Origin of the sequence: Paenibacillus sp. YAF4_2 (genome assembly GCF_052113225.1) — a bacterium.
Classification (GTDB): Bacteria; Bacillota; Bacilli; order Paenibacillales; family Paenibacillaceae; genus Pristimantibacillus.
Genome location: NZ_JBFRCT010000001.1, coordinates 683881 through 708199 on the forward strand (window position 1 = coordinate 683881; position 24319 = coordinate 708199).

Annotated in this window: 23 protein-coding genes and 1 riboswitch; of the genes, 2 read left to right on the plus strand and 21 right to left on the minus strand. The window is 49.5% G+C overall.

Annotated features, from left to right (window positions below; genetic code table 11):
- Nucleotides 1-3: 3 nt before the first annotated feature.
- From hrpB to corA, 3 genes are all read right to left on the minus strand, one after another.
- Nucleotides 4-2496, minus strand: a complete 2493-nt coding sequence (gene hrpB, locus AB4Y93_RS03470) for an ATP-dependent helicase HrpB (RefSeq protein ID WP_441888973.1) — start codon at nt 2494-2496, stop codon at nt 4-6.
- A gap of 109 nt (nt 2497-2605) precedes the next feature.
- The gene (locus AB4Y93_RS03475; protein WP_441888975.1) at nt 2606-3424 is read right to left on the minus strand and encodes a hypothetical protein; all 819 of its coding nucleotides are present in this window, start codon (nt 3422-3424) and stop codon (nt 2606-2608) included.
- Nucleotides 3425-3454: 30 nt separating this feature from the next.
- Nucleotides 3455-4408: a magnesium/cobalt transporter CorA gene (gene corA, locus AB4Y93_RS03480; protein WP_441888977.1), complete on the minus strand. Its 954-nt coding sequence runs from the start codon at nt 4406-4408 to the stop codon at nt 3455-3457.
- Nucleotides 4409-4533: 125 nt separating this feature from the next.
- Here corA and gluQRS point away from each other — a divergent pair, with 125 nt between their 5' ends.
- Entirely contained in the window at nt 4534-5502 is a 969-nt protein-coding gene (gluQRS, locus tag AB4Y93_RS03485; protein ID WP_441888979.1) for a tRNA glutamyl-Q(34) synthetase GluQRS, read from the plus strand.
- 76 nt (nt 5503-5578) lie between these two features.
- On the opposite strand, the gene AB4Y93_RS03490 is transcribed toward gluQRS, so the two are convergent.
- From AB4Y93_RS03490 to lepB, 16 genes are all read right to left on the minus strand, one after another.
- Nucleotides 5579-6289 (minus strand): adenosylcobinamide amidohydrolase, encoded by a 711-nt coding sequence (locus AB4Y93_RS03490; RefSeq protein ID WP_441888981.1) that lies wholly within the window; start codon nt 6287-6289, stop codon nt 5579-5581.
- Entirely contained in the window at nt 6286-7377 is a 1092-nt protein-coding gene (cobD, locus tag AB4Y93_RS03495) for a threonine-phosphate decarboxylase CobD (protein ID WP_441888983.1), read from the minus strand. Before cobD ends, AB4Y93_RS03490 begins: the two co-directional genes overlap by 4 nt.
- Nucleotides 7378-7395: 18 nt before the next feature.
- Nucleotides 7396-8208: an adenosylcobinamide-GDP ribazoletransferase gene (cobS, locus tag AB4Y93_RS03500; protein ID WP_441888985.1), complete on the minus strand. Its 813-nt coding sequence runs from the start codon at nt 8206-8208 to the stop codon at nt 7396-7398.
- Complete coding sequence (cbiB, locus tag AB4Y93_RS03505; RefSeq protein WP_441888987.1) at nt 8190-9170, minus strand: adenosylcobinamide-phosphate synthase CbiB; 981 nt, start codon at nt 9168-9170, stop codon at nt 8190-8192. Before cbiB ends, cobS begins: the two co-directional genes overlap by 19 nt.
- Nucleotides 9167-9787 (minus strand): bifunctional adenosylcobinamide kinase/adenosylcobinamide-phosphate guanylyltransferase, encoded by a 621-nt coding sequence (gene cobU, locus AB4Y93_RS03510; RefSeq protein ID WP_441888989.1) that lies wholly within the window; start codon nt 9785-9787, stop codon nt 9167-9169. Before cobU ends, cbiB begins: the two co-directional genes overlap by 4 nt.
- An 11-nt stretch (nt 9788-9798) precedes the next feature.
- Nucleotides 9799-10863 carry a nicotinate-nucleotide--dimethylbenzimidazole phosphoribosyltransferase gene (gene cobT / locus AB4Y93_RS03515; protein WP_441888991.1) on the minus strand — a complete coding sequence of 355 codons (1065 nt, stop codon included), beginning with the start codon at nt 10861-10863 and terminating at the stop codon, nt 9799-9801.
- A gap of 33 nt (nt 10864-10896) precedes the next feature.
- Nucleotides 10897-11697: a heme ABC transporter ATP-binding protein gene (locus AB4Y93_RS03520; protein WP_441888993.1), complete on the minus strand. Its 801-nt coding sequence runs from the start codon at nt 11695-11697 to the stop codon at nt 10897-10899.
- Entirely contained in the window at nt 11694-12731 is a 1038-nt protein-coding gene (locus AB4Y93_RS03525; protein WP_441888995.1) for a FecCD family ABC transporter permease, read from the minus strand. The genes AB4Y93_RS03520 and AB4Y93_RS03525 overlap by 4 nt, the downstream gene beginning before the upstream one ends.
- 1 nt (nt 12732) lies before the next feature.
- Entirely contained in the window at nt 12733-13710 is a 978-nt protein-coding gene (locus AB4Y93_RS03530; protein WP_441888997.1) for an ABC transporter substrate-binding protein, read from the minus strand.
- 161 nt (nt 13711-13871) lie between these two features.
- Nucleotides 13872-14088: riboswitch (cobalamin riboswitch) on the minus strand.
- Between the two features lie 199 nt (nt 14089-14287).
- Nucleotides 14288-16534: a heavy metal translocating P-type ATPase gene (locus AB4Y93_RS03535; RefSeq protein ID WP_441888999.1), complete on the minus strand. Its 2247-nt coding sequence runs from the start codon at nt 16532-16534 to the stop codon at nt 14288-14290.
- 135 nt (nt 16535-16669) lie between these two features.
- Nucleotides 16670-16978, minus strand: coding sequence for a rhodanese-like domain-containing protein (locus tag AB4Y93_RS03540; RefSeq protein WP_441889001.1), 309 nt, complete (start codon nt 16976-16978; stop codon nt 16670-16672).
- A 1-nt stretch (nt 16979) separates the two neighbouring features.
- On the minus strand, nt 16980-17360 hold the full coding sequence (locus AB4Y93_RS03545) for a DnaJ family domain-containing protein (protein WP_441889003.1): 381 nt from the start codon (nt 17358-17360) through the stop codon (nt 16980-16982).
- Nucleotides 17361-17479: 119 nt separating this feature from the next.
- On the minus strand, nt 17480-17791 hold the full coding sequence (locus tag AB4Y93_RS03550; RefSeq protein WP_441889005.1) for a heavy metal-binding domain-containing protein: 312 nt from the start codon (nt 17789-17791) through the stop codon (nt 17480-17482).
- Between the two features lie 100 nt (nt 17792-17891).
- Entirely contained in the window at nt 17892-18215 is a 324-nt protein-coding gene (locus AB4Y93_RS03555; protein WP_441889007.1) for a DUF3889 domain-containing protein, read from the minus strand.
- Between the two features lie 82 nt (nt 18216-18297).
- Complete coding sequence (locus tag AB4Y93_RS03560; RefSeq protein ID WP_441889251.1) at nt 18298-19107, minus strand: VanW family protein; 810 nt, start codon at nt 19105-19107, stop codon at nt 18298-18300.
- A gap of 26 nt (nt 19108-19133) precedes the next feature.
- Complete coding sequence (lepB, locus tag AB4Y93_RS03565; protein ID WP_441889009.1) at nt 19134-19670, minus strand: signal peptidase I; 537 nt, start codon at nt 19668-19670, stop codon at nt 19134-19136.
- A 149-nt stretch (nt 19671-19819) separates the two neighbouring features.
- Between lepB and AB4Y93_RS03570 the strand changes: the two genes are divergently transcribed.
- Nucleotides 19820-21010 carry an MFS transporter gene (locus AB4Y93_RS03570; protein ID WP_441889011.1) on the plus strand — a complete coding sequence of 397 codons (1191 nt, stop codon included), beginning with the start codon at nt 19820-19822 and terminating at the stop codon, nt 21008-21010.
- Nucleotides 21011-21696: 686 nt separating this feature from the next.
- Here the strand turns inward: AB4Y93_RS03570 and AB4Y93_RS03575 are convergent.
- Together AB4Y93_RS03575 and AB4Y93_RS03580 are read right to left on the minus strand one after the other, a co-directional pair.
- Nucleotides 21697-23391, minus strand: a complete 1695-nt coding sequence (locus tag AB4Y93_RS03575; RefSeq protein WP_441889013.1) for an ATP-binding cassette domain-containing protein — start codon at nt 23389-23391, stop codon at nt 21697-21699.
- The gene (locus tag AB4Y93_RS03580) at nt 23385-24230 is read right to left on the minus strand and encodes an ATP-binding cassette domain-containing protein (RefSeq protein ID WP_441889015.1); all 846 of its coding nucleotides are present in this window, start codon (nt 24228-24230) and stop codon (nt 23385-23387) included. The genes AB4Y93_RS03575 and AB4Y93_RS03580 overlap by 7 nt, the downstream gene beginning before the upstream one ends.
- Nucleotides 24231-24319: the final 89 nt, after the last annotated feature.

A 24319-nucleotide genomic window follows, 5' to 3' on the forward strand; every position in this document is an offset into this window, starting at 1 on the left:
TGCTTAAGTACGCGGCTTTACCCGATTCGTCGGCTGCGCCGCATAAGGATCATCCGGCCAATAATGCTTCGGATATCGTCCCTTTAAATCCTTCTTCACTTCAAAATAAGCCTCATTCCAGAAGCTTCGCAAATCTCTTGTCACCTGAACCGGTCGCTGCGAAGGAGACAGCAAATGCAGCGTCAATGGCAGCCTTCCTCCTGCTAGACGCGGCGTTTCCTGAAGTCCAAACAGCTCCTGGAGACGAACCGCAATAAACGGGGCATCTGGATCGCTATAATCAATCGGTATCCGCGAACCGCTTGGAACCGTCATATGTGTGGGCACCTGCTCGTCAAGCTCCTGCCGCTGTGTCCAGCTCAGCATGCCTTCCAACAGCTGGACCATATTAAGCCGTTGCAGATCGGAGCGGTTTTTCATTCCATATAGATGAGGCAACAGCCATTCTTGGACCGTTGCTAGAAGTGTTTCTTCGGATACGTCTGGCCATCCGCTGTTATGATGTGCCATCAGGAGCATTCTCGCCTGCAGCTGCTTAGCAGCTTTCGACATGGATAACAGCTCCAGCCCTTCGCGGGCAATCCCGTCAGCCAGCGCTACAGCTACTCGTTCAGGTGAAGGCTGCTGAAGCGGTGCTTCCTTTAAAATAATAGCGCCAAGCCGGATTCTTCGGCGGGCTCGAACCGCGTGTGCGTCCATGTCCCATTCCACAGCTTCTTCAACTTGCAGCTGTTCACCTGCTGCCTGCTCCAGCCTGTCCATATCCAGCTCAGCCGCGAGCCGGATTCGACTTTCCGTACCCGCATCATCCAGCTCAGCAGCCACAAGATACGCCGCTCGAGAAATGGGCTGAAGCTCTGGCAGCACAGCTCCTCTCCCGTTCGCAAGCAAATATCGGCCATCCGATCGCCGCTGTGCAATCCGGTCCGGATAAGCGAGAGCAAGAAGCAATCCTACATCGGCCGTATCTCCTGATCCAACAGCTAGTTGCTGCTGCTTCCCATTCTCTTGAAGCATTCGGCTCCATTGCTGAGCTTGAGCTTTGATTCGCTGCTTGGCTCCCCGATCCGCTTCCATTCGGCTACTATGGCCATGCAGCGCTTCTAGTCGAAGCCTAACATCCACATTACGCTCCTGTGGCAGCAGATCACGCTCACTAAGCAAAGCAGCGAGTTCACATGCTGCCGCTGCTAAGCCAAGCTGCTCTGCCTTCAGCAGCATAAAGCCTAGCCTTGGATGGAGGCCTAGCTTCGCGATTTGGCTCCCCCACTCCGTTGGCCTTCCCTCTTCATCTATAGCATGCAGCAGCATTAAGAGAGCAATCGATTGGCGGTAGGCAACTTGTGGTGGGGAATCTAGCCATGCCAGTTCAGTTGGTTCCATCACTCCCCATACGGCAAGCTCGAGCGCTAACGGTGTCAAGTCTGTCTCTAGCAGTTCTGGTGTGTTATGAAGTGGCAAATAAGGATGCTCCTGCTCGGTCCAAAGCCGGTAACAGACACCAGGTGCGAGGCGTCCTGCCCGACCTCGCCGCTGATCAGCGGAAGCCTGCGATACAGATGTTGTCGCAAGTCTTGTCATTCCCGTACGAGGCGAGAAGCGTGGTACCCGCATAAGTCCGCTGTCCACAACGATCCGTATTCCTTCTACTGTTAAGCTGGACTCCGCAATCGAGGTGGCGAGAACAACTTTGCGCTCCCCTGGCTTGCATGGTGCAACTGCCGCATCCTGTGCTTCCAGCGGCATACTGCCATGCAGCTCGGCAATTCGTATGGATGAATCTAGTCCGGCTTGAGCAAGTAAACCAGCTGTACGCCGAATCTCCCCTATACCAGGCAGAAAAACTAGCACATCGCCGTCATGTTCACGAAGGGCTTGTACGATTGTCTGAGCAATCTGAGGCTCTACTTTGCCTTCTATCCTTGTGCTCCGATAAAACGTCTCCACCGGGTATACTCGACCGCTGCTCTTAATGATTGGTGCTCCACCTAGCAGCTCTGCCACCGGCTCAGCATCAAGTGTTGCAGACATAACTACAAGGCGTAGATCCTCTCGCAGCAGGGTTTGGGATTGCAAGGCTAACGCCAGTCCTAGATCACCATGAAGATGCCGCTCATGAAATTCATCAAACAACACAGCCCCAACCTGTTCCAGAGCCTGATCCTCCTGCAGCATTCTCGTCAGGACACCTTCCGTAACGACTTCAATCTTCGTTCGTGCGCCTACCTTTGTATCAAGACGGACACGGTAACCAACGGTTTCACCAACTTGTTCTCCAAGCATGCTCGCCATATACTTCGCAGCAGATCGTGCAGCAAGCCGGCGCGGCTCCAGCATAATAATCTTGCGTCCCTCCAGCCAAGCTTCCTTAAGAAGAGCAAGCGGAACTCGAGTCGTCTTACCTGCCCCGGGCTCAGCGACTAATACGGCATTTGTTCCTTTCTGCAGCGCCTCCAAAACTTGAGGCAATACTTGGTCTATTGGCAGTTGCGTCATGATTCACACATTTCCTCTCATTCGTTTAACCTCGTTAATCACCGACAAATTAATGCCATTAATAAATATTATTTAATGACGTAAAATAACTAATAATTAATGCCGTAAATTATTTTACAAGCCGGACCATCTGAGCAACCGGGCGATTATCGCCGGTCAATATTTTTTCCGCTGACCGAAGCTGGGAGGAGCCATCACCGTCCAAGAAAATTCCGTCTTCCAGGTTGCCTCCTGCCACCTGCTCCACAATTGCATCACGGAACACTTGCAGGGAGCCTTTTGTACTGCTGACGATCAAATACAGCATACCTTCATGGTCATATACCATCGCGGAACGAAGACGATTATCCTCTGGATTTGGTGCCTGCTCGTTCTTCATTTGTTTAAGCCAATCTTGATCCTCGCCAAGGCTCATACTAATTCCGCCCTGCGCCCAAAATCTCGTATGATCCATTACCTTCAAATCAGATGCGTTACGTACCACTTGGACAGACAACTTATCGGATGCTCCATCCCAGACGAGTGTTCCCCGTGCATATTTAGCATTTTCATCACCTGAACCATACTCTTTAATGTCACCGTTAACGGGCATCCCATCAACAACAGCAATGCTAAGCAGCGCCTTCTCGTAGAAGAATCCGCCATTCACGCCATAATACGGTGTTAGCGCAACATTATTCTGAATAGAAGTGAGCGTTACATTCGATGGACTTGTCTTTAGCACATGCAGTTCCATTCCGTTTGATGCTAACAGCTCTTTGTATGTATAAGCAGTTGGCCCCTTTTCCACAGACCCTTTACTCTTCACCTGAAGGGCGTAGAGCATAACAGCAAACAGCAACGCAAGGACTAGAAAGATCCCAACCATCACACCAATGATTTGCAGCTTTCTTTTTCGATTGATTGTCTCTATCGATTCGTTATTCATTATGTACTTCAATCCCCCGCCATTCTCTTCCTAATCGAACCAGCCTTTTCTACGGAACCAGACGTACATACCTGCCCCGATCAACACCATAAAGCCTATGAGGCCAAAATATCCCCAGTGCCAGCTGAGCTCCGGCATATTATTAAAATTCATCCCATAGATCCCAGCAAGAAACGTCAGCGGCATAAAGATCGTCGTAATAACAGTCAGCGTCTTCATAATCGAGTTCATCCGATTCGAGCTATAGGACATAAAGCTGTCTCGCAAATCCGCAGTCATTTCACGTGCAGCATCTGTCATTTCCGTCAACTTGAGGAGATGGTCATAAATATCCCTATAGAAAGCTAAATAACCGTTAAGTCCATCAATTCGTTCGGTATTAAGCGTTCGGTACAGCAAATCCCTCATTGGCAGAATCGTCTTACGGAGCCTCAACAGCCGTGAACGGATATTAAAGATCTCGTCCATCGTCATCTGATCCGAGCTTTCACTTCCACTTCCTATCTCCATATCGAGCACTTGCTCTTCAAGCTCCTGTACAGCGGGAAAATATTGATCGACCAACTGGTCAATGATCATATATGCCGCGAACATATAGCCGTCCTCACCAAGCTTGGAGGCATGTTGAACCTTCTCCCATGCATCGTTAATCTCAACCGAGTCCTGCACATGATAGGTCACAATAAACCGGGGACCAATAAATAGATTAACCTCTTGAACCTCCAGACTCCGGGAATCAATCGAATGCAGCACGAAAAAATGCGTATCATCGTAGTGATCAAGCTTCGGACGCTGCAGCAAGTGGCAGCAATCCTCAATGGCCAGCGGATGAAAATGAAAATAGCTGTCGAGCAGCTTCGTCTCCGATGGATCCGGCTGACTGAAGTCCACCCAATACCAGTCCAAATCGAGCTCCTTCAAATCATTTAGTTGCAGGTCATTCATCCACGTCTTATCTTTCGTATACCCTTTTATTCGAATCATAGCTGTATCCTCCATCGTAATAACCGATTCTCCTATTTTAACGTGTAGAAGCCGTTCTGTAAAAAAGTTGCATGCGGCAAAAAGGTCATGCTATCATCGTTGTCAATAAAGGAGAGTCGATCGTTATGTTGAATATACGCGGACGCTTCGCCCCTACTCCGTCCGGGATGATGCATCTCGGCAATGCTTGGGCAGCCTTGCTCGCCTGGCTGCAGATCCGCAAGCAGAACGGACAATTTGTTTTGCGGATGGAAGACATCGATGGACCGCGCTGCCGCCCGGAGCTTGCAGAGCAAGCACTCGCCGATCTGCGCTGGCTCGGACTGGATTGGGATGAGGGACCCGATATTGGCGGGCCGTATGCTCCCTACACACAAAGTGAAAGAATTCATCTCTATGAATCCGCCATGGACAAGCTGCTGCAAAGCGGTAAACTTTATCCCTGCTATTGCAGCCGCGCTGAGCTTATTGCTATCGCCAGTGCACCACACGGGCTGTCAGCCGAAGGACCGGCCTATCCCTACACTTGCCGCCTGCTTACCGCCGAACAGAGACAGGAACGGCAAGCCCACAAGGATCCTTCCCTTCGGTTTCGTACAGACGAGGTAAGACCAATCCTGTTTAACGATGGTATAGCTGGTATCCAAAATTTCCCGCCCGGCGCAGGCGGTGACTTCGTTGTCCGGCGCGCAGACGGAATCATGAGCTATCAACTTGCGGTTGTTGTAGATGACGCGGCTATGGGGATCACAGATGTCCTGCGTGGAGGAGATCTGCTGGATTCCACACCACGTCAGCTCATGTTGTACGATGCTCTTGGTTTGCAAGCGCCACGCTTTGCGCATATCCCCCTCTTGCTTGGTGAAGACGGCAAGCGGCTTGCCAAACGTCATGGAGATACTTCCCTCGCGGGGCTAAAGGCAGCAGGCGTGCGCTCCGAACAAATAATCGGTTGGCTGGCCTATCTAGCTGGTCAACTCGAACGGTTCGAACCCGTTGCAGCATCTGAGCTTATTCATTGTTTTGAAATGGCTCGGATTCCAACCGATTCAATTACCATTCATGATACTTTGATGAAGCAGCTGTTTAACTGAATGGAGCACCTAAGCGTAAAATATTTAAAAAAACGAGAGCTAGTTCCAGCCCCACGTTTAACGTGATAGACCGGAATTAGCTCTCGTGCTGTGTTTGGCATGATTCATATACCGTATTGTATACGAGTCTGCCAATGGCGTTGCCTATTGTTGTTGCTGTTCCAGCATAAGCATGTAAGGCTTCATATTCCATACTCCCGCTAACCCCTATAACAACTGCATCTGTCGTGGTTCCTGTAGCGATTTGGCCATTTTCTGGATCTAATAGCTGTAAGTCCTGTAGGGCCGCTGCCTTCGCTTCCGTATACGTGATCACCACATTCGTCATAGCAGATTCTGTCATTTGGCCGTCAATGAGCAGCACCGTATTAATTGTACCAGCCGAATAGGCCGAAAAAGTTTCCCGCGGCAACCCCGCTCGAGCCGCATTACGCGTGCCCGCCGTAGTGATGCACAGCAGCTTGAAGCGATCCCCTTCCAGCTCGGCTACCGAGGCATGGGTCAGCTTTGCCGCCGTAAGCAGACCAATGGTTTGTTCGGGTCTATATCCCCAATGGTATAACTGGCTTTCCGTATCAGCAACAGGATCCATCCCCGCATAATCGAGTGGAACTTTCCAATTCACGATTGTATAAGCCTCCGCCATACCGCCGTTATGTATCGCATTACTTAGTGTCTTAAGCTGAACTGGACTAGTGATTTCGATTCGATCTTCCAGTAGTGAAATTCTAACGCCAGTCCAAACGACAGACTCAAAGCTCTCGCCATGACGAAAAGGCTGACTCATCGGATGCCTGCTTCCTGAAATTTGGCTAATCCTCGCTCAAGCGCTTGCAGCAACCATTCATTCTGATGTCTAAGCTTTATCGCAAATCGGCAATACGATTCATCTAGTCCAATAAAATGGGAAGCATCCCTAATGAGCACACCCATCCGCCCCATCTCATACTGCAGGCTAGCCGCCGTCAGTCCTGGCTGTTCTGGCAGCTGTACAAGCAAATAGTTAACCGCACCTGGAACAACCCGCAGACCAAGCTCTTCCAGCCTGCCAATAAGCCATGGACGTTCAACCCTCAGCCATTCCATTGTACGAGCGGCATACTCTTGTTCATCTAGTACCGCTTCTCCAATTAACTGAGCCAGAGAATTCACGCTCCATGGAACTTGAAGCTTGCGTAATGCCGTAATCTGCTGAGGCGCTCCCACCATATAACCAAGGCGAACACCAGGTATCGCATAAAACTTGGTCATCGATCGGATCACGAATAATCGATCATGATTAACAGCCTCTCGGATTAACGTAAACTTCTCTTCTTCCGGTATAAAATCCATAAATGCTTCATCTACCACAACCGTGGCACCTCGATAGACCAGCTTCATAATAAGAGCAGGATCAACAAGTTGGCCTGTAGGATTGTTTGGGGAACCTAACATATAAAAACAAGCATTACATTCATCAAGCATCGATTCAGTCAAAGCAAAATCATTCTCTGGCGATAACATCACCGGGGCTATAGAACCTCCAGCCTTTATAATCGCATCACCATACTCCGTGAAACAAGGATAAGCTAATGTAGTCATGGATGGCTTAATCGCCCTCACGACCAGATCAATTAACTCTGCAGCACCATTCCCGATAAGAATCGACTGCTCATCCACCCTATGAAGCTGCGCCAGCTTTGCTCGAAGACCTCGCACGGCAGGATCCGGATACCGGTCAATCTGCTCGGCATATTGCAATAGGACGCGTTTCACTCCCTCAGGCGGGCCAAATGGATTCATATTGGAACTGAAATCAATAAATTGCCTTGCAGGAAAGCCGTAGGTTTCTTCCGCCGTCCGTAAATCTCCCCCATGTCCATAACGCTCAAGCATGATTGTTCCCCCTCATCGCTAGATTACGTGAATAGCCAGTAAACCAGCAAATAATAGAACCGCTTCCACTGCCTCGTTCAAAGCACCGTAGGTATCTCCTGTTAATCCGCCAAGTTTACGGCTAAGCCATACCGCGAGCAATGTCCCACTCATCCATGTAAGCAATACACAACCAATCAAGACGACTATCGTTTCGTACAGTGAAAAACCATCAATCGTTGTACATATAACCGTTAAGAGGACCGCTAATACAAATCCTCCCGTCACTTGACGAAGGGAAGCAAGATGGAATAATGCCCCGATCCCTTCTCCTTGTCTCGCATTTGGCCAGCCTGCAATGGCTGCTCCCATCCACCAACGACTCCAGATCGGGATTATCGCAAGTAGTGACACCACATGCTTTCCATCCTCCTGTCCCAGCCATTCCGCCAGCACAGCGAATTTGAACAGCAGCAGCAGGACCGCCGCGATTACACCCATAGCGCCAACACGGCTGTCCTTCATAATTTCCAGCATCCGTTCACGTGAGCGATGGCTCAGTACACCATCGGCCGTATCCATCCAGCCATCTAGATGCAGCCCTCCACTTAACGCCGTCCAGACAATAAGCAGCAGCACCGCTGCAGGCATGGATGGTGAAAAGAGCTCGAGCATACCGAACACACCTGCAAGTATAGATCCGATGATTACACCAGCGAATGGAAAATAAATGACCGTCCGCGCCAGCGTTACCGGTTCAAAAGGAACCTTAAGCGGAACCGGGATTCGCGTCAGAAATTGAAGCGATGCGGCTGCGGCTTGTAGATGGCGCTTTATAGTAGAAATAACCATATCGTTAACACTCCAACCATCATCAGAATACTTACCGCGTATAACAGCCAAACCGAACGCACAATATCGTAAGGCTCCAGCTCTCTTAGCGGCCAGCCCATTCTTGCCCGCTCGCTTGGCTCACCAAAGTAATAATTGAGACCGCCTAGCTCAATTCCAAGCGCACCTGCAACAGCTGATTCCGGAATACCGCTGTTTGGGCTTGGATGGCGGCTGGCAAATTCGCGAATGGATGACCAGGCACGTGCAGCAGACATCCCTTTGTGCAGGAGGGCGGCAACCGTTAACATCTGTCCAGTAAATCGTGCCGGAAAATAATTCAGAACATCATCAGTCCTTGCCGAACACCACCCAAAGTTTACATAACGTTCATTACGGTAACCAACCATGGAATCAAGTGTGTTGGCAGTACGATACATCATCGCAACTGGCGCAGCGCCAATCAGAGCGAACAATATCGGCGATACAAAGGCATCTACTGTATTTTCCGCTACCGTCTCCACAGCCGCTCTTGAGGCTTCTGAAGGTGTTAATTGAGTGGTATCACGACCTACAATGTATCCCACATATTTACGTGCGTCTTCTAATTTATCGGCAATCAAAGGACGGTAGACGAGCATCGCTGCATCCTTCAGCCCTTTGACAGCAATTGTTGTCGAAATAAACCAAGCGCTGACGATATAGCCGACCCACGGATGAATCCAAGCTGCAGCAGCCGTAATAGCCCACATTGATCCAAAAGACATAACCAGGGTTACCGCCGTCAGGAGGATCCCGGTTGCTTTTACTTGAGCAGCGCTCCGTCCCTCCTCTTTAGCCCGGAGATACTTCTCCAGCACACGAATAAGCCGACCGATCCAAATTACAGGATGGGTCGGCCACTTCGGATCGCCGATGATCCAGTCTATCGCAATAGCTGCAGCAATAAGCAGCAAGGTTTCTTGCAGGGAATAAAAGATCATAAGCTCTCCCACCGAAATTGTAAGGCTTTTATTTCAATTGGAATTCCCGCTGTAACAAGGAAAACCTTCTCGGAAGCGGCAGCAATCCGTTGATTCAGCCTTCCCGCTTCATCTCTAAATCTTCTGCCAAGCGGATACGCAGGAACGATCCCATCTCCCACTTCGTTGGTAACAAGAATGAGAGGATAAGGGTATTCCGATGCAGCACGGATAAACGCATCGATTTGTTCACCCATCCATATAGCAGGAACAGGATGTTGTTCTACCGCTGATTCGGATTGTTCCCGCTCTTCTACTTCCAGCAGTAAATTCGTCAGCCATAAGGTCAAACAATCAACGAGTACTACTGGTGGTTTCTGTCCGAGCACTATCTGCTTGGCTGCTTCGCTTGCCAGCTCACGTAGACGTCTAGGCAGCTCCATCGGTTCTTCGATGGTTTCCCATTTGAAATCGCCTTGCTCCCGGCTGCGGCGATGCATCTCTACCCGCTCCGCCATTTCTTCATCCCACACCCGGCTCGTAGCGAGGTAGATTCCACCTTCACCTAGCCGGGCTGCCAACTGCTCAGCGAAAGAGCTTTTGCCGCTCCTCGCTCCGCCGGTTACTAACATCACCATCTGAACAGCACCTACTCTCTGGAGACGCCTGCACTGTCAAAGGTCGCCATTTCCTGCATCAGCTTTAATGCCGCATCAATGAAATGGAAGCATAATACGGCACCTGTTCCTTCGCCAAGCCGCATATCCAGTTGAATCATCGGCGACAAGCCCATCGATTCCAGCACGGTTGCATGGCCTTGCTCATGGGATAGATGGGATGCAAATAGATAAGGCTTCACTTGTTCCGCCAAACGTACCGATACCAGTGCAGCAACGGAAGAAATAAAACCGTCAATCACTACTGGGCAGCCATTTGCCGCTGCACCGATGATGAAACCAGCCATCCCTGCAATCTCTGCGCCGCCAACCTTGGCGAGCACATCGATCGGATCTGCTGCATCTGGCTCGTTGACAGCAATCGCTCGTTTAACGACCTCAATCTTATGTCTCCAGCTTTCATCATTAATGCCCGTCCCTCTGCCAACCGACTGTTCCGGCGATAATCCGGTTAATACCGATGTTAATGCTGCGCTAGGCGTTGTATTACCAATTCCCATCTCGCCTGTTGCAAACAATCGATACCCCTGCCGCGCCAGCTCGTCGGCAACTTGAACACCTGCCATAATCGCCTGCATCGCCTCGTCCCGGCTCATCGCAGGCTGCGTTGCCATATTGGCTGTTCCGCGTACAACCTTACGGTTGATCAAATCAGGATGCTCAATATCGGCATTAACGCCCATATCCACGCAATACACATCTGCTCCTGCTTGACGAGCAAGCACATTTACCGCTGCTCCTCCGCCTAGGAAGTTCAGTACCATCTGTGGAGTAACCTCCTGAGGATAAGCACTTACCCCTTCCTCACAGACGCCGTGGTCACCTGCCATGACAACGACTGCTTTTCGGCTGAGGTTCGGCCATAGTTTGCCGGATATGCCGGCTAATCGGAATGCGATATCCTCTAGCTTACCGAGACTGCCTGTTGGCTTCGTCAATTGGTCAGAATGTGCTTTTGCATGCTGTGCAGCTGATTCCTGGTAAGGTGTAATTTGTTCGATTACGTTCTCTAATTGCGCATAAGCTGAATTAGCCATTGGTTTTAAACCTTCTTTCGATTCGTTATGTATCTATGTAACAGCTAGCATCTGTCTTGAACCCTTAGGTTGCAGCAAGATTTGTGGCGTTCCAGTAATAGGGTGAATCACGATCGAAGCTTCCGTTTGATACACTTCACGAATTAGGGCTTCGGTCAGTACTTCCCTTGGTGTACCTCTTGCAGCTACTCCACCTTGATGCAGGACGATGATCTGATCACAATACAAGGATGCCAGATTAAGATCATGTAAGACGGCTACCACGGTGAGGCCGTGATCCTGCTGCCATTGCCGGACCGTATCCAGCAGCTGCACTTGATAACCGATGTCCAAATATGTGGTAGGCTCATCAAGTAATATGACTTCCGGCTCCTGCACCATCACTTTCGCAAGTGCAACGCGCTGCCGCTCACCACCGCTGAGCTGGTCCAATGACCGATTGGCTAGAGCCGTCAATCCCATCGACTCTAAAGCAAAATCAATCAAAGCCGAATGGTCCTCCCTTTCATCACCAAACCAGTTCTGATAGGGGAATCTACCCATCTCAATGACCTGCCTTACCGTAAAACCAGCAGGCGGCAAGCCGACTTGTTGAAGCACGGCAAGCCTCTTCGCAAGTGCCTTCCGGGAGTAACCAGACATCCTCGCTCCATCAAAACTTACCTCACCAGATGAAGGCTTCATGACTCCAGATAACAGCTGCAGTAAAGTTGATTTGCCTACACCGTTTGGTCCGATAATCCCATGAATTCGGCCTGGCTCCAGGTCGAATGTGATGTTATCTAGTACAGGACGGCCGTTAACCGTCTTGCTTAATCGCTCTACGGAGATCATACTTGGCCCTCCTGTCCTTTTTTACGCCGGTACAATAAATAAGCAAAGAACGGAGCCCCTAATAATGCCGTAACAACACCTAGCGGGATTTCCTTTGGTGCGAGCACCACTCGTGCGATGGTATCCGACCATAAGATGAAGATGCCTCCGCCAAACGCAGATAAGGGGATTAACAGCCGATAATCAGGGCCAACAATTAATCGGATGAGATGAGGAACAACCAGTCCTACAAATCCGATTACTCCACTGACCGATACAGCTGCCGCCGTAAGCAGCGTCGAGCCGATAAGTACAATGAGCTTCGTCCGTTCCACTCGAATACCAAGATGTGCGGCATGGCGCTCACCAAGTACAAACAAATTGAGCGCTTGACCGTAAGCGATGAGCAGCGGCAAGCCGATAACAAGGCAAGGCAGTACGACATAAATGTCCGCCCAGTTCTTCATCGCGAGCGACCCCATCAGCCAGAACAAAATCTGGTTGACCACATCATTCGACATCGATACCATCAAAGATACAAAAGCTCCAAGGAAGGATTGAATAATAACACCGGATAATACAAGTGTCTCGATCTGCATAACACCTCTGCTGCGTGCAAGAAAAAATACGCCAAGCAAAGTGAGTGTCCCCGTTACAAAAGCAATGACCGGAATGGTCCACTCGCCAATTAATGTCTGGTAACCAAATAAAATAAGAAAAGCCGCTCCTACCGAGCTGCCAGATGACACGCCTAGTGTATATGGATCGGCAAGTGGATTACGCAGCACACCTTGAAATCCTGCTCCGGCAAGCCCAAGACATGCACCGACTAAGACACCAAGCAATACGCGGGACAGCCTGACTTGTGTGACAATAGCAATCTCTCCAGCACTCCAATGTTCACTTGCATCATCCATCCATGGAAGCTGATGCAATAGAATTCCCCATACATCAGAGAATGATATCGTCGAAGAGCCGATCGATAAGCTAGCTACGATAGAAACAGCAAGAAGGAGCATGGCTGCTCCTCCGTAGACCGTTAATTTTCTTTTCATATTACTTAATAAGATCCGGGTGAAGAACTTTCGCAATTTCCAGCAGACTGTCTGCAAGGCGTGGACCTACGCGTGAGCTCTCGTCATTGCCGATGGCAAACATTTGTTTGTTCTTCACTGCATCAATCGCATCCCAGCCTGGACGGCTGTTAAGGGCGGAGACGATCGGGTTCGGATCTACCTCCAAATCAGGATATAGGATAATAGCAGGATTCTGCTTAACAATTTCTTCTGCACTTACTTCATACCAGCCTGCTTGTGCTGCACTTGCATTCGTACCGCCGGCAATCGTGAGAAGCTCGTCAAGGAATGTACCTGAACCAACTGTCCAGCCTGGCGAGAATTCAAGATAAACAAGTTTCTTCGGAGCATCCTTCACTGCATCAGTCACCTGCTGCTTCACCGTACGCATATGCTCTGCTACACCAGCAGCTTCATCGTTCTTATTCATAATTTTACCGATTGTCTCAATTTTGGCAATGGTTTCATCATAAGTCAATGGATCTGTTGCAAGAACCGGAATGTTCAACTTACGAAGCTGTTCAATTGCATCGACATTCATGCTTGATGAAGCCAGCACAAGATCCGGATTAAGCGCTACTACGGCTTCAATATTCGTGTTCATGTCCCCTACTTGAGACTTCGATTTTGCTTCCTCTGGATAGTTGCTGTTAGTGTCTACACCAACAACCTCGTCACCAGCTCCAATGGCATAGATGACTTCAGTCTCACTTGGCGCAATGGAAACGACCTTTGTTGGCGCCTTCTCGAAGGATAACTCCGTACCTGTCGCATCCGTTACTTTAAGGGGATATACCGTCTCTGCTGCAGCTGGACTATTACTAGGCTGCTCACTTGGAGCCGCTGTATTGGCTGTGCCTGTATTTGCTCCCTCATTTGTGTTGCCTTTGTTCGAGCCGCAAGCCGCCATGATGACAAGCATTGCAGTCAGCATAACTGCCAAAATCAGTTTCTTCATGTTTCTCTCTTTCATTGTTTCTTTGCACTCCCTCATCTACTATTTGGTGAAATTAAAAAAGGCATTCCCGGCAAAAGTGCCGGAAATGCCGGAAGTCCCTATGCGTGAACGCAAAAAGGACAAGATCCCTCATTCCAACACTTCCCTAATTCCACGTAGGTACAGCGTTATGCAAACAGGCAGGTCTCCTGACTTGAAGCGTATACGTACAGCGTCTTCCCAGGTTCTCATTACCCAGTGACTTATGCTGACGTACAGGTCTATACAAAGTAGACCGCTTCTTACAGTGGCGGGTCCGTGCCGGATTTTAACCGGACTTCCCTATTAAGCTTGCAAGAGCCTCATGGCTCTAGCAGCACCTGTTTCACTAATATTCAATTACGACCAACGTAACTATACCACCCATATTCTAGAATTGTCCAGCCAATAGTAAACAGCTGTGCCGACCTTAGGGCTATGCTTTCAAAGTAAGAACTGCCACACAATAAGCATGTGGCAGTTCTTTTAAGAGGAGCAGCATACGTTTCGCAGATGAAATATAAATGCAGTATAGATGAATTTATTTTTTCTTATATTTTTAAAAGGACTGAACAGCTGCTCTTCGAAGACGGGAGTTAAGCCGAATCGCATTGCCTACTACAGAGACGGAACTAAAAGCCATCGCTGTTCCAGCCATCCAGGGCTGAAGCAGTCCGCAGGCTGCGAATGGAATAATGAGGGCGTTATAGATAAAAGCAAAGGTCAGGTTCTGCCGTACATTCCGCACTGTCAGACGGCTGATCAGCAACGCCTCCGGTATGGCTGTCATCCGAGGCTGCAGCAGCGTTATATGGCCAGCAGTTAAGGCCGCATCCGTTCCGTCCCCCATCGCCATCCCTACATCGGCTGCAGCTAGTGCAGGAGCATCATTCCAGCCGTCACCGGCCATTCCGACTTTATAATCCTGCTCTTTTAATCTCTCTACGAGTTCCAGCTTATCCTCAGGGAGCATGTTCGCATGTACTTGTGATGGGGAGATACCGGCAATTTGTGCCGCGCTTAGTGCTGGTGCTGGATGGTCTCCTGTCGCTACGATTACTGTTACCCCGGCTTTACGAAGCTGGGTCACCGCTGCTTTTGCATAAGGCTTGACGGCATCAATGAAGGAAATCGCCCCAATTACCCGATTATTATCCGATGTATAGAGCACCGTCTCACCAAGCTGCTGGCGCTCCTCTGCAAAACTGCGAATCGAAGCGCTTGCGAAAGTCCAATGCTTTGAGGCTGCAAAGCTGGCATTACCAACACCAATTCTCCGCTGCTCGACAACCGCTTCTACCCCTTTTCCCGTTGTATATTCGAAATCTGTAGCAGCCGGTGGGACAAGACCCGCTTGCATAGCTTCCGCTCGTACCGCAATGGCAAGTGGATGTGTGGAGCTTGCCTCAACCGCAGCTGCGAGACGCAGCAAACCTTGGCGACTGCCAAACGTCGTGTGCACTTGACTGACACGTGGCTTCCCTTCTGTTAAGGTGCCTGTCTTATCCAGCACAAGCATATCGAGCTGAGCTAACCGTTCGAGCGCTCCAGCTTCTTTCACGACAATTCCCCGCTTAGCAAGCCGGCTTGAAGCTACAACAAGCGAGATTGGTGTAGCCAGTCCTAATGCACAAGGACATGCAGCAAGCACAACCGCAACCGCACAGCGGAATGCCATCGTCCAGTTGCCTGGATCAGCCACCGTTATCCAAAGAATAAAAGTACCAAGCGACAGCAACAGCATCGCAGGGACGAACCAGGCGGACACCGTATCCACCTGACGTTGAATCATGGATTTCGAGCGCTGCGCCTGCCGTACCAAATCAACAATTCGGCTTAACATGGTCGAATGACCTGCTGCCGTCGTTCGAATACGTAAAACCCCACTGTCATTCCTCGTACCCGCCCATACAGGATCGCCTGGACGCTTGGCTAGAGGTACGCTTTCACCTGTAAGCAAAGACTCGTTTACTTCCGATTCACCGCTCGCAATAACCCCATCGACGGGGATCACCTGTCCGGCTTGAACAATGACATAATCATTCTCGCGGACAAATTCCGTTTGGATGTCCATCATCACGCCTGCCCGCTCCACCCTGACCACTGTATTCAGCAGCTTGCTGTAACCCGAAGCATCCGACTGTGCCCGAGAGGTCACTGACGCTTCGATAAATTTACCAAGTAGAACTGCCGTTATGACTACAGCTGATGTCTCGAAATATAAGGGTACTTCATGAGCAAATAAAGCAGCACGATCCGCATTAAACACGAGGTAATGGCTGTACAAATAAGCAGCCGACGTACCTGTCGCTACCAGCACGTCCATATTGGTCGCACGCGAACGCACCGCATGATAAGCACCGATATAGAATGGCAGGCCAATAATGAATTGAATAATCGTAGCTAGTCCAAGCTGCAGCCAAGGATTGGTCAACAACGAAGGCATCTCGATCTGGGCAAAAGGCGCCAAATGCTGAACCATCGCCGTCAGCAAGGGAGCCGTTAAGATCAGCGAGATAATCAGCCTCAGCCTAAGTCGGCTGCGTTCCTTCTCAAAACCTTCCTTTGCATGCTCAGGCAGCGCCGCCTTAAAACCGATCTTGCCGATCTGCTCCATAATCTTAAGCGGCTGAATGAGATCCGGCTTATATTGCACCCAGGCTGTTCTTGCTGAATAGCTGACCGCTACCGCTTCAACACCTGGCATTTTCCCTACTGTTTTCTCAATTCTTGCCGCACATGCGGTACAACTCATCCCTTGCACGGAAAAATCTATCGTAATTCCCTTATCGACCATACCGTCCATAAAGCTTCACCCGCCCTTTACTTGTCCATCCGTCCACTCGAACAAGCTCCTGCGTTAATCTATATGTTACGATTGGAGTTGCCATGCACAAAAAAAGCGTGCTAATGGGGATTTCCCACTACGCACGCTTCCTTATTATTTGCCGTATGCGACTTCGCCGGTCCAAGCCAGCATGCCGCCGGTCATATTCGTTACCTTATAGCCTTGTGCATCCAGGAAATCGCAAGCTTTTCCACTGCGACCGCCGCTGCGGCAAACCATAATCAGTGATTCGTCCTTCGGCAGCTCGCCAAAGCGTTCTCCGAACACAGATAGTGGAAGACTAACCGCTTCCTGAATATGCCCAGATTCCCACTCGTCATCCTCACGTACATCGATCAAATGCAATTTCTCGCCACTCTTCAGGCGCTCTTCTACTTCTGCTGGTGTAATTTCGGAATACACGTCATTCCACTCCTTCAAATTTCTTCAAGATCTTAGACTCATACTGCTGAAAGGCAGGTGATTGCTGCAGTCCCCTAGCTTCCATAAGCATCTTATACCTGATTTCCTTCTCCGTCAGCTTCTTCTTCAAGACAGCCTGTTCATCAGGATTCTGGCACAAAAGGATTAGATCACGGAGACTCACGATTTCCTTCTGGATAACCATCTCCTCTGCAATCATACCGGCATTACTTAACAGCTTGTAAGCCACACGCAGCTCCTCAGGCACATGAGAATTATCCTCCAGCTCCAGAGGCTGACCTTTGCCTTTCAGGTTATCGAATTGCCCTTTTGCCATTGCTTCCTTAATGCGCTGTTCAACCATTGAGGACATGAAATCCATATTCGATCCCGCCTTCTATCCTTCTGAATTGTAACGGTTTCAACTATTCGATGTCTAGCGTAGGGTCATAGGAATGGAAAAGAAGCCTCCGGCCAGCCAGAAGCTTCCTCTCCGCTCTATTAAATTCGTACTGCTGTACCGCTTACGGCTACCATCAGCATGCCATCGCGTACAACCTCATAGTCAATATCGATGCCAACAATCGCATTTGCTCCAATCCGTGAAGCCTGATTTTTCATTTCTGCAAAAGCGACATCTCTTGCTTCTTTCAGCTTGCTTTCGTAGGCTCCCGAACGGCCGCCAACAATATCGGTTATCGAAGCGAAGAAGTCACGTACAACATTCGCTCCCATAATCGCTTCACCCGTTACAATACCCGAATATTCGATAATAGGATGTCCTTCAAGTGTTGCTGTTGTTGTTACTAACATGATTATTTCCCCCTATCGGTATGATGAACCTTTATAACTAAAAGACTTATCATGAAATACGTTGACTTCCATCAGATGTTTCATTTTTTACAAATCATAGCTACTGCCTGATCTCTTCTACTTGAACGTCTCTGACATCGCCTGTATCCGACACAACTCGTATGCGGACCCTAACGCCAAATTCGGAGCCGGCTCCTCTGAGCCATAAAACAAACCGCTCTTCCGCATCCGTTGTCCCGGATGGAAAACGTCCTTCATATTTGTAATCGATAATGTCAGCTTCCGGAAATCGGTTAGCTGTCTCCTGCATAGCAATTCTGCCGTATTTGGCATACGCCGGTTCAGCATGCGCCATCGATGGAGCAGCCATAACAAATATCGTGACTAGAATCATATAGATCAACGGTTGTCTCAAGGATCTCATCCCGTACAGCCTCCTATTTTCCAATCTTAAAAAAATTTGTCTATAGGTTAGTGTGGCTGTAGAAAGCGGCAAGCATACATGGTCAGCTCTGCTCAAGCAATGGTGCGTACATCATAATCGCTTCATTGCCTGTAATATATTCCTCGCCCAGCATGTCGCCTTCCTCCTGAGCATACTTTCTTCGATAAATGGCATTGCTTCGGATATAACCACCCCAAGGCTTTAATTCGATGCGATGATCTTTCTCGAACACTTCATAACGGTATTTGACTGGCAGGGATGACCGCCATTCTCCCACAAGCTTATCTTCTGTTAGACCTACGACCAGTTGATACGGCTCCTCCGTAGGATTATAGATTTGCAGATCCAAATAATTGTATGCACAGGTTGCTCCACTCCCAAAGGGCTGCGTGCGTCCTGCGTCAGGGAATACGTCGTAGCTGTGACGATGCCGCTCAACAACCTGCAAAGGGGTATGCAGCGTCATCCAATAAATAAGATTCGACATCTGGCAGAGTCCACCGCCAACTCCCGTCTTATAAGTACCATAAAATAAGATCATTCCGTCAACGTATCCTTTTTGCCTTGTAGGCTTGCCAATCGCACGCCAGTAGGAAAAGGTCTCGCCGGGCATCAGAACAATGCCGTTTAGTTTTTCCGCTGCCAGCCGCAAGTTTATGACTTTATTCGTCTGCAGCCACATCTCGACGTTGCGCAGCTGTCTCATTAACGGCGTTGCATGCGTATAAACAACATACGGTAATGATTGCTCTTTGCGAATTTTGGCCAGCTTTGTACCGCTTAGCAGCCATTTCATTCTCCTCTTATTGGTAAACCACCATTTGCCCGCCTTTAGGCGTAATATTGACCGTTTAACTGGGCGATGCTGCATCAGATTGTTCAACCTTAAGTCTCCTCTCATAGAAGTCCAAATTTGGTAAGAGGCCAAATCCGGATAACAACTTTCCCTTCGATACTGGAATAAGCAATTGGGCCAATCGCCCGGCTGTCCTCACTATGCTCGCGGTTATCTCCCATAACGAATAGCTGCTTGGATGCAACGGTATACGGAAATGACATTTTGCCAGATAACGTTTGCCCTTTCACATAGGGCTCTTCGTACTTCATCCCGTTCAAATAAACTGCACCATCCCGCACATCAATGACATCGCCGGGGAGTCCTACTACTCGCTTTACTAACCTTAAGGGGCTTTCTGGGCCATGGATGACAACAATATCACCACGTTCTGGCGACTTGAACCGATAGGACCATTTATCCTCGATCAGCCGCTGACCTGCGACAAGTGTATTTTGCATAGAGATGTTATGTACTTCAGATTGCGCGTAAACATAATTTTGGAACAGTAATGCGATGATGATCGCCAAGATTATAGCCAGCGTCCAATCTCGAAGCTCTCTTAACACTACGGTCTTCCTGGTCAGTTGTTCATCCATTCCAGCACCCCTTGCACTAGAAAAAATTGACAGGGGCCACACCTATAACGCTTCTACCCGGTGAAAGGTTTCCTGGAGGTAAGCAAAATTAGAAGTGACAGGCTGAGGCATGTCTTATAAAGTAGATTTATATGAGGGAGGTAGCAGGAATGGAACCATCAACACGAAATCATCGACTACTTTTTATGACGGTTACCTTAATGTTCTGGATTGCGATGTATACATACGTACCAACATTGTCGCCGTATTTGAGCTCTCGGGGGCTGTCGCTTGATTTAATTGGTATTGTGCTTGGCAGTTATGGCTTTATGCAGCTGCTCATTCGTTTTCCATTAGGGATGTTGTCCGATCGATGGGGAAAAAGAAAACCGTTTATTCTGCTTGGCATGCTCGCTGCAAGTGCCAGCTGTCTCTTGTTTATCATTCCAGGCAGCTGGATGTGGCCGCTTGCTGGCCGGGCAATGGCTGGATTATGCGCCTCGACATGGGTCGCTTTTACGGTCATGTATGCGAATTATTTTGCCGCTGAGGAAGCGACTAAAGCGATGGGCAATATTAGTGTGATGACCGTCTCCGGTCAGATGATCGGCATGCTGCTCAGTGGGTGGATGTCCGACGGATTTGGAGAAGATGCTCCATTTGTGCTCGGGGCAGTTATCGGAGGAATTGGCTTATTGCTAGCACTTCTCATTCATGAACCAGACAAACCGCTTCATGAGCGCAGCGGAATCTCGTTCTCAATGATTCGAAGTGTAATCCAAACGAAGCTTCTGCTTCAGGTAGCTATGCTGTCTTTACTTGCACATTGTGTGCTGTTCATTACGATGTTCGGATTTACGCCGCTCAAAGCTGAGGCACTAGGCAGCAGCGGACTTGAGCTAACCCTGCTCGTATTCGCCTTTATGGCGCCGCATGCTCTCGCTTCGATGTTCACAGCAAGCTGGTTCGCACCGCGGTTTGGCAACTGGGTCACGATTGGCACAGGCTTCATCCTAAGCGCGATCTGCACCGTATCAATTTGCTTCGTTCATAATATTTGGGTTCTTATGTTTACACAGATCATAAATGGCTTTGCCCAAGGCCTGCATATCCCACTTCTTCTTGGGCTCGCCATCCGCGACGTGAATCCCCAAGGCCGCGCTACTGCTATGGGGCTGTATCAAGCGGTATACGCAGCTGGGATGTTTGCCGGCCCCTTCCTAGCAGGCTGGCTGAACGAAAGCTGGGGATTAAACAGCGGCTTCGCTCTTGGCGGAGTATTCGGATTAATGGCTGTTCTGTTATGTGTTGTGTTTTACAGGCATGATCGGAAGAAGATGATTCAGGGAGTATTGAAGTAGGATGATGGAGTTGTCCCATACATCATTAAAATGACGACGGGATAGAGTGATAAGACCCTCAGAGGGTCTTATTGCTACCATGTTCACATAACGATCATTGTATAAGACCCTCGCAGGGTCTTATTGCATTTCTGATGCTCGAGGAAGCTTGATTTTTTTGCCAAGAATAAAAAAATAAGACCCTCATAGGGTCTTATGGCTACTAGTTGCACATAATGATCACTGCATAAGACCCTTGCAGAGTCTTATTGCATTTCAGATGCTCGAGGAAGCTTGATTTTTTTGCCAAAAATAAAAAAATAAGACCCTCACAGGGTCTTATGGCTACTAGTTGCACATAATGATCACTGCATAAGACCCTTGCAGGGTCTTATTTCGAGTGTTCTAAGTCCTGCTGATGTAGTGGAAAGTTTGATAAAGAGAGAACTCTCTTGCATTTTGCCTTTGAGCCCTTAATCATTTAATGAGGTTAAATATTAATTGGATTAATGGTTTTCAGAGGCTGACTAAAAGAGTCAGGATCATCATAATCATTTAATTAATGTGGCTAATTAAACGTTTCAGAACGGTTAAACCATGTGATAACTCATATGGATCAGAACAGTAAAATGATTGACAGAAACTAATAAAGATCAGTTCGGTTTATCATTGAGACTAACTAATTGGGACCAGAACAGTTAAACAGATCAACGAATAAGAATCAGAATGGCAGCTGCAGTTGCTGCGAATATAACAATCAGTATATCTTCTCGGCTAAATCGCAGACGCAAGCCTTGGGTTGGCTTTGCAGCCGGGTGTCCGATGCCCCGTGCTTCCAGCGCATCTGCCATTTGCTCTGCCATACGAAGTAAAGAACGAATATAGGGTACCATTGCAGGAAGCAGCATTCGGAATGGAAGTGATCCGGATGCTGTTGTTGCTTTCCCCCGAGCATGGGCGATCTTGACATATCGCTCCCACTCATCTGCAAGGAGCGGAATAAAGCGGAAGATTAAGGTGACCGTTAATGCAACTTGCGTAACGGGTACTTTAAATTGATTCAGCCAGCCAAACGTCTGCTCCAAGCTTCGCTGCACGCGAAGCGGAGTTACCAGCGCCATTAGCGGCAGGCCAAGCAGCATGACGAGCAGAAGCCCGCTGAAGCGCTGAATGTTCTGCATCGCCGGTGCCCAATCAAAGGAGACCGGATTAAGATGTAGTCCCGCAAAAATGGCAATAATTGCGATCATGATGATATAGGCCCGGATGGCTTTCATCCAGGGCCTTATTTGTTCCCGCAGCGGGATTAGCGCTGCTGCGGATAAAGCTGCGGCGACAGCGAGCCCTGCCCAGCTATGCTGGAGCAGGATCGTTGTCGCAAGCAGCAGATACGCGGCGATTAGCGCCCGCGGATCGAAGCGCGAAGCGAGCCGGTTAGGCTGCGTGAGTGTGGTGGTTGTAGTGGGAGCCGCCGGAATTGACGGCGGCTCTATTGTTGTCGTGCAGGCTGCTGCGGTTTGCGCAGCAGCAGCCTGCACGGGTGTGGCAGCGCGCTGCGCCGCCAGCAGCGCCGCGAGCTCGCGCGGCGCCGGCCACGGCGCGCCGCCTGGCTCCGCCGGCGGCGCAAACCCTGCCGCGCGCAGCTGCGCGAGCGCGCGCTGTGCCTGCGGCGCTGCGGCCGCGTGGGCGTGTGTCACCGCCCACGAGGCCGCGGGAGCCGCTTCGCGGACAGAGCCGCCGGAAATAACGGCGACTTCGTCCGCGAGCGGCAGCAGCGCGTCGAGGTCGTGCGTTGCCACGACCGCTCCGCGCCCCGCCGCCCTGTGCGCATCAAGCATCGCGCACAGGCGGCGGATGCCGTCGGCGTCTAACCCCGCCGTCGGCTCATCGAGCAGCAGCCATTGCGGCTCGCATGCCATGAGACATGCGATAGCCAGCCTCCGCTGCTGTCCTCCACTAAGCGTCCAAGGATCCCTTGCAAGTAATTCAAGCGGCAGCCCAGCCTGCTCCATCGCACTGACGATCCTTTTCTCCCTCTCCTCCGCTGTGATTCCATATGGTTTAAGAGAGTAGTCGAACTCTTCCCTAACGGTTGAAGCGAACCATTGTGATTCCGATTGCTGCAGCGCAATTCCGGTATTCATCACAATAGACTTGTTTAAACGAGGCTTTCTTCCGTCGTTTGTCCACAACGATTCATTACCTTGTTCGATACTCCCACTATGCAGGCGTCTTAATCCTGCTAATGTCTCCAATAAGGTTGATTTGCCCGAGCCGTTATGGCCGACAAGCAAAGTAATAGCACCTGAACGGAAGGTAAGATTAATCCCGCTCAGCAATTCCTTACCTCGTTCACTTTGTGCAATAACAGTTGCCTGACTCAGCTTCCAATCGTCTACCATCGTTGCTGCACCGCCTTCGCTAACGTCTCAGGTGTCATTGGCAGCGGCTCAAGTGGCATACCTAGCTTCTCTAGCTCCCAGGCGGTTTGAATCACATATGGAGCAGTAAAGCCCATACTTTCACAAATGCTCTGGCCATCCTCATCCCGTGCGAACAAATTCTCTGCTTTATGATCAAACCACAGTTTCCCTTGCTCGAGTGCCAGAACACGATCACCTGCTGCCAGCTCTTCAAGCTTTTGAGTAATCCAGATGACGGTTACTCCTCGTTTATTCAACTCCCGCACCTTCTCCATGACCTGGGTACAGGCTTCGGGGTCCAGCATCGCTGTTACTTCATCGAGGATTAACATAGGCGATTGCACGGCTAGGCAACCTGCTATCGCCGTCAGCTGCTTTTGCCCGCCGGATAAGGTCTCAACTCGTTGATGCATTCGAATATGCATACCAACTAGGCGCAGCGCTTCCTCCGCAAGCTCTGGAATCTTGGAACCTTCTACTCCATGCTGTTCAAGCATCATGACGACATCTTCCCATGGCGTCGAACCAATCATTGAAGCATCTGGCTGTTGCAGAACGATTGGAACCTGGCCTGTAGCAAAACGAACCGGATCCCGCTCAACCCTTCCCTCTGTATGCATAGCACCAAATCCTGCAATCACCCTCGCCAGCGTACTTTTCCCGCTTCCGTTGCGGCCGATTAAAGTGATCCATTCCCCTTCAGCCATCGTTACATCAATATAGTGAAGGAGGTATGGTTGAGCATTTAATTGTTCTCCATATGTAAGAGGCTTAACTGACACATTGGACAGCTCCACCAAATTTTTTGCCAAAAACATTCATCTAACCTCTTCCCCAAATGATCAAGCTGTGCTAAAATCCGATTTGTTAACCTAATTTAAATATAAATGGTTAACATTCAAAACGC

Excerpts from the sequence above, each read along its gene's own strand:
- hrpB (WP_441888973.1), bottom strand. The coding sequence starts at position 2,496 with ATGACGCAACTGCCAATAGACCAAGTATTGCCTCAAGTTTTGGAGGCG.
- AB4Y93_RS03475 (WP_441888975.1), bottom strand. The coding sequence starts at position 3,424 with ATGAATAACGAATCGATAGAGACAATCAATCGAAAAAGAAAGCTGCAA.
- corA (WP_441888977.1), bottom strand. The coding sequence starts at position 4,408 with ATGATTCGAATAAAAGGGTATACGAAAGATAAGACGTGGATGAATGAC.
- gluQRS (WP_441888979.1), top strand. The coding sequence starts at position 4,534 with ATGTTGAATATACGCGGACGCTTCGCCCCTACTCCGTCCGGGATGATG.
- AB4Y93_RS03490 (WP_441888981.1), bottom strand. The coding sequence starts at position 6,289 with ATGAGTCAGCCTTTTCGTCATGGCGAGAGCTTTGAGTCTGTCGTTTGG.
- cobD (WP_441888983.1), bottom strand. The coding sequence starts at position 7,377 with ATGCTTGAGCGTTATGGACATGGGGGAGATTTACGGACGGCGGAAGAA.
- cobS (WP_441888985.1), bottom strand. The coding sequence starts at position 8,208 with ATGGTTATTTCTACTATAAAGCGCCATCTACAAGCCGCAGCCGCATCG.
- cbiB (WP_441888987.1), bottom strand. The coding sequence starts at position 9,170 with ATGATCTTTTATTCCCTGCAAGAAACCTTGCTGCTTATTGCTGCAGCT.
- cobU (WP_441888989.1), bottom strand. The coding sequence starts at position 9,787 with ATGGTGATGTTAGTAACCGGCGGAGCGAGGAGCGGCAAAAGCTCTTTC.
- cobT (WP_441888991.1), bottom strand. The coding sequence starts at position 10,863 with ATGGCTAATTCAGCTTATGCGCAATTAGAGAACGTAATCGAACAAATT.
- AB4Y93_RS03520 (WP_441888993.1), bottom strand. The coding sequence starts at position 11,697 with ATGATCTCCGTAGAGCGATTAAGCAAGACGGTTAACGGCCGTCCTGTA.
- AB4Y93_RS03525 (WP_441888995.1), bottom strand. The coding sequence starts at position 12,731 with ATGAAAAGAAAATTAACGGTCTACGGAGGAGCAGCCATGCTCCTTCTT.
- AB4Y93_RS03530 (WP_441888997.1), bottom strand. The coding sequence starts at position 13,710 with ATGAAGAAACTGATTTTGGCAGTTATGCTGACTGCAATGCTTGTCATC.
- AB4Y93_RS03535 (WP_441888999.1), bottom strand. The coding sequence starts at position 16,534 with ATGGACGGTATGGTCGATAAGGGAATTACGATAGATTTTTCCGTGCAA.
- AB4Y93_RS03545 (WP_441889003.1), bottom strand. The coding sequence starts at position 17,360 with ATGGATTTCATGTCCTCAATGGTTGAACAGCGCATTAAGGAAGCAATG.
- AB4Y93_RS03550 (WP_441889005.1), bottom strand. The coding sequence starts at position 17,791 with ATGTTAGTAACAACAACAGCAACACTTGAAGGACATCCTATTATCGAA.
- AB4Y93_RS03555 (WP_441889007.1), bottom strand. The coding sequence starts at position 18,215 with ATGAGATCCTTGAGACAACCGTTGATCTATATGATTCTAGTCACGATA.
- AB4Y93_RS03560 (WP_441889251.1), bottom strand. The coding sequence starts at position 19,107 with ATGCAGCATCGCCCAGTTAAACGGTCAATATTACGCCTAAAGGCGGGC.
- lepB (WP_441889009.1), bottom strand. The coding sequence starts at position 19,670 with ATGGATGAACAACTGACCAGGAAGACCGTAGTGTTAAGAGAGCTTCGA.
- AB4Y93_RS03570 (WP_441889011.1), top strand. The coding sequence starts at position 19,820 with ATGGAACCATCAACACGAAATCATCGACTACTTTTTATGACGGTTACC.
- AB4Y93_RS03575 (WP_441889013.1), bottom strand. The coding sequence starts at position 23,391 with ATGGTAGACGATTGGAAGCTGAGTCAGGCAACTGTTATTGCACAAAGT.
- AB4Y93_RS03580 (WP_441889015.1), bottom strand. The coding sequence starts at position 24,230 with ATGTTTTTGGCAAAAAATTTGGTGGAGCTGTCCAATGTGTCAGTTAAG.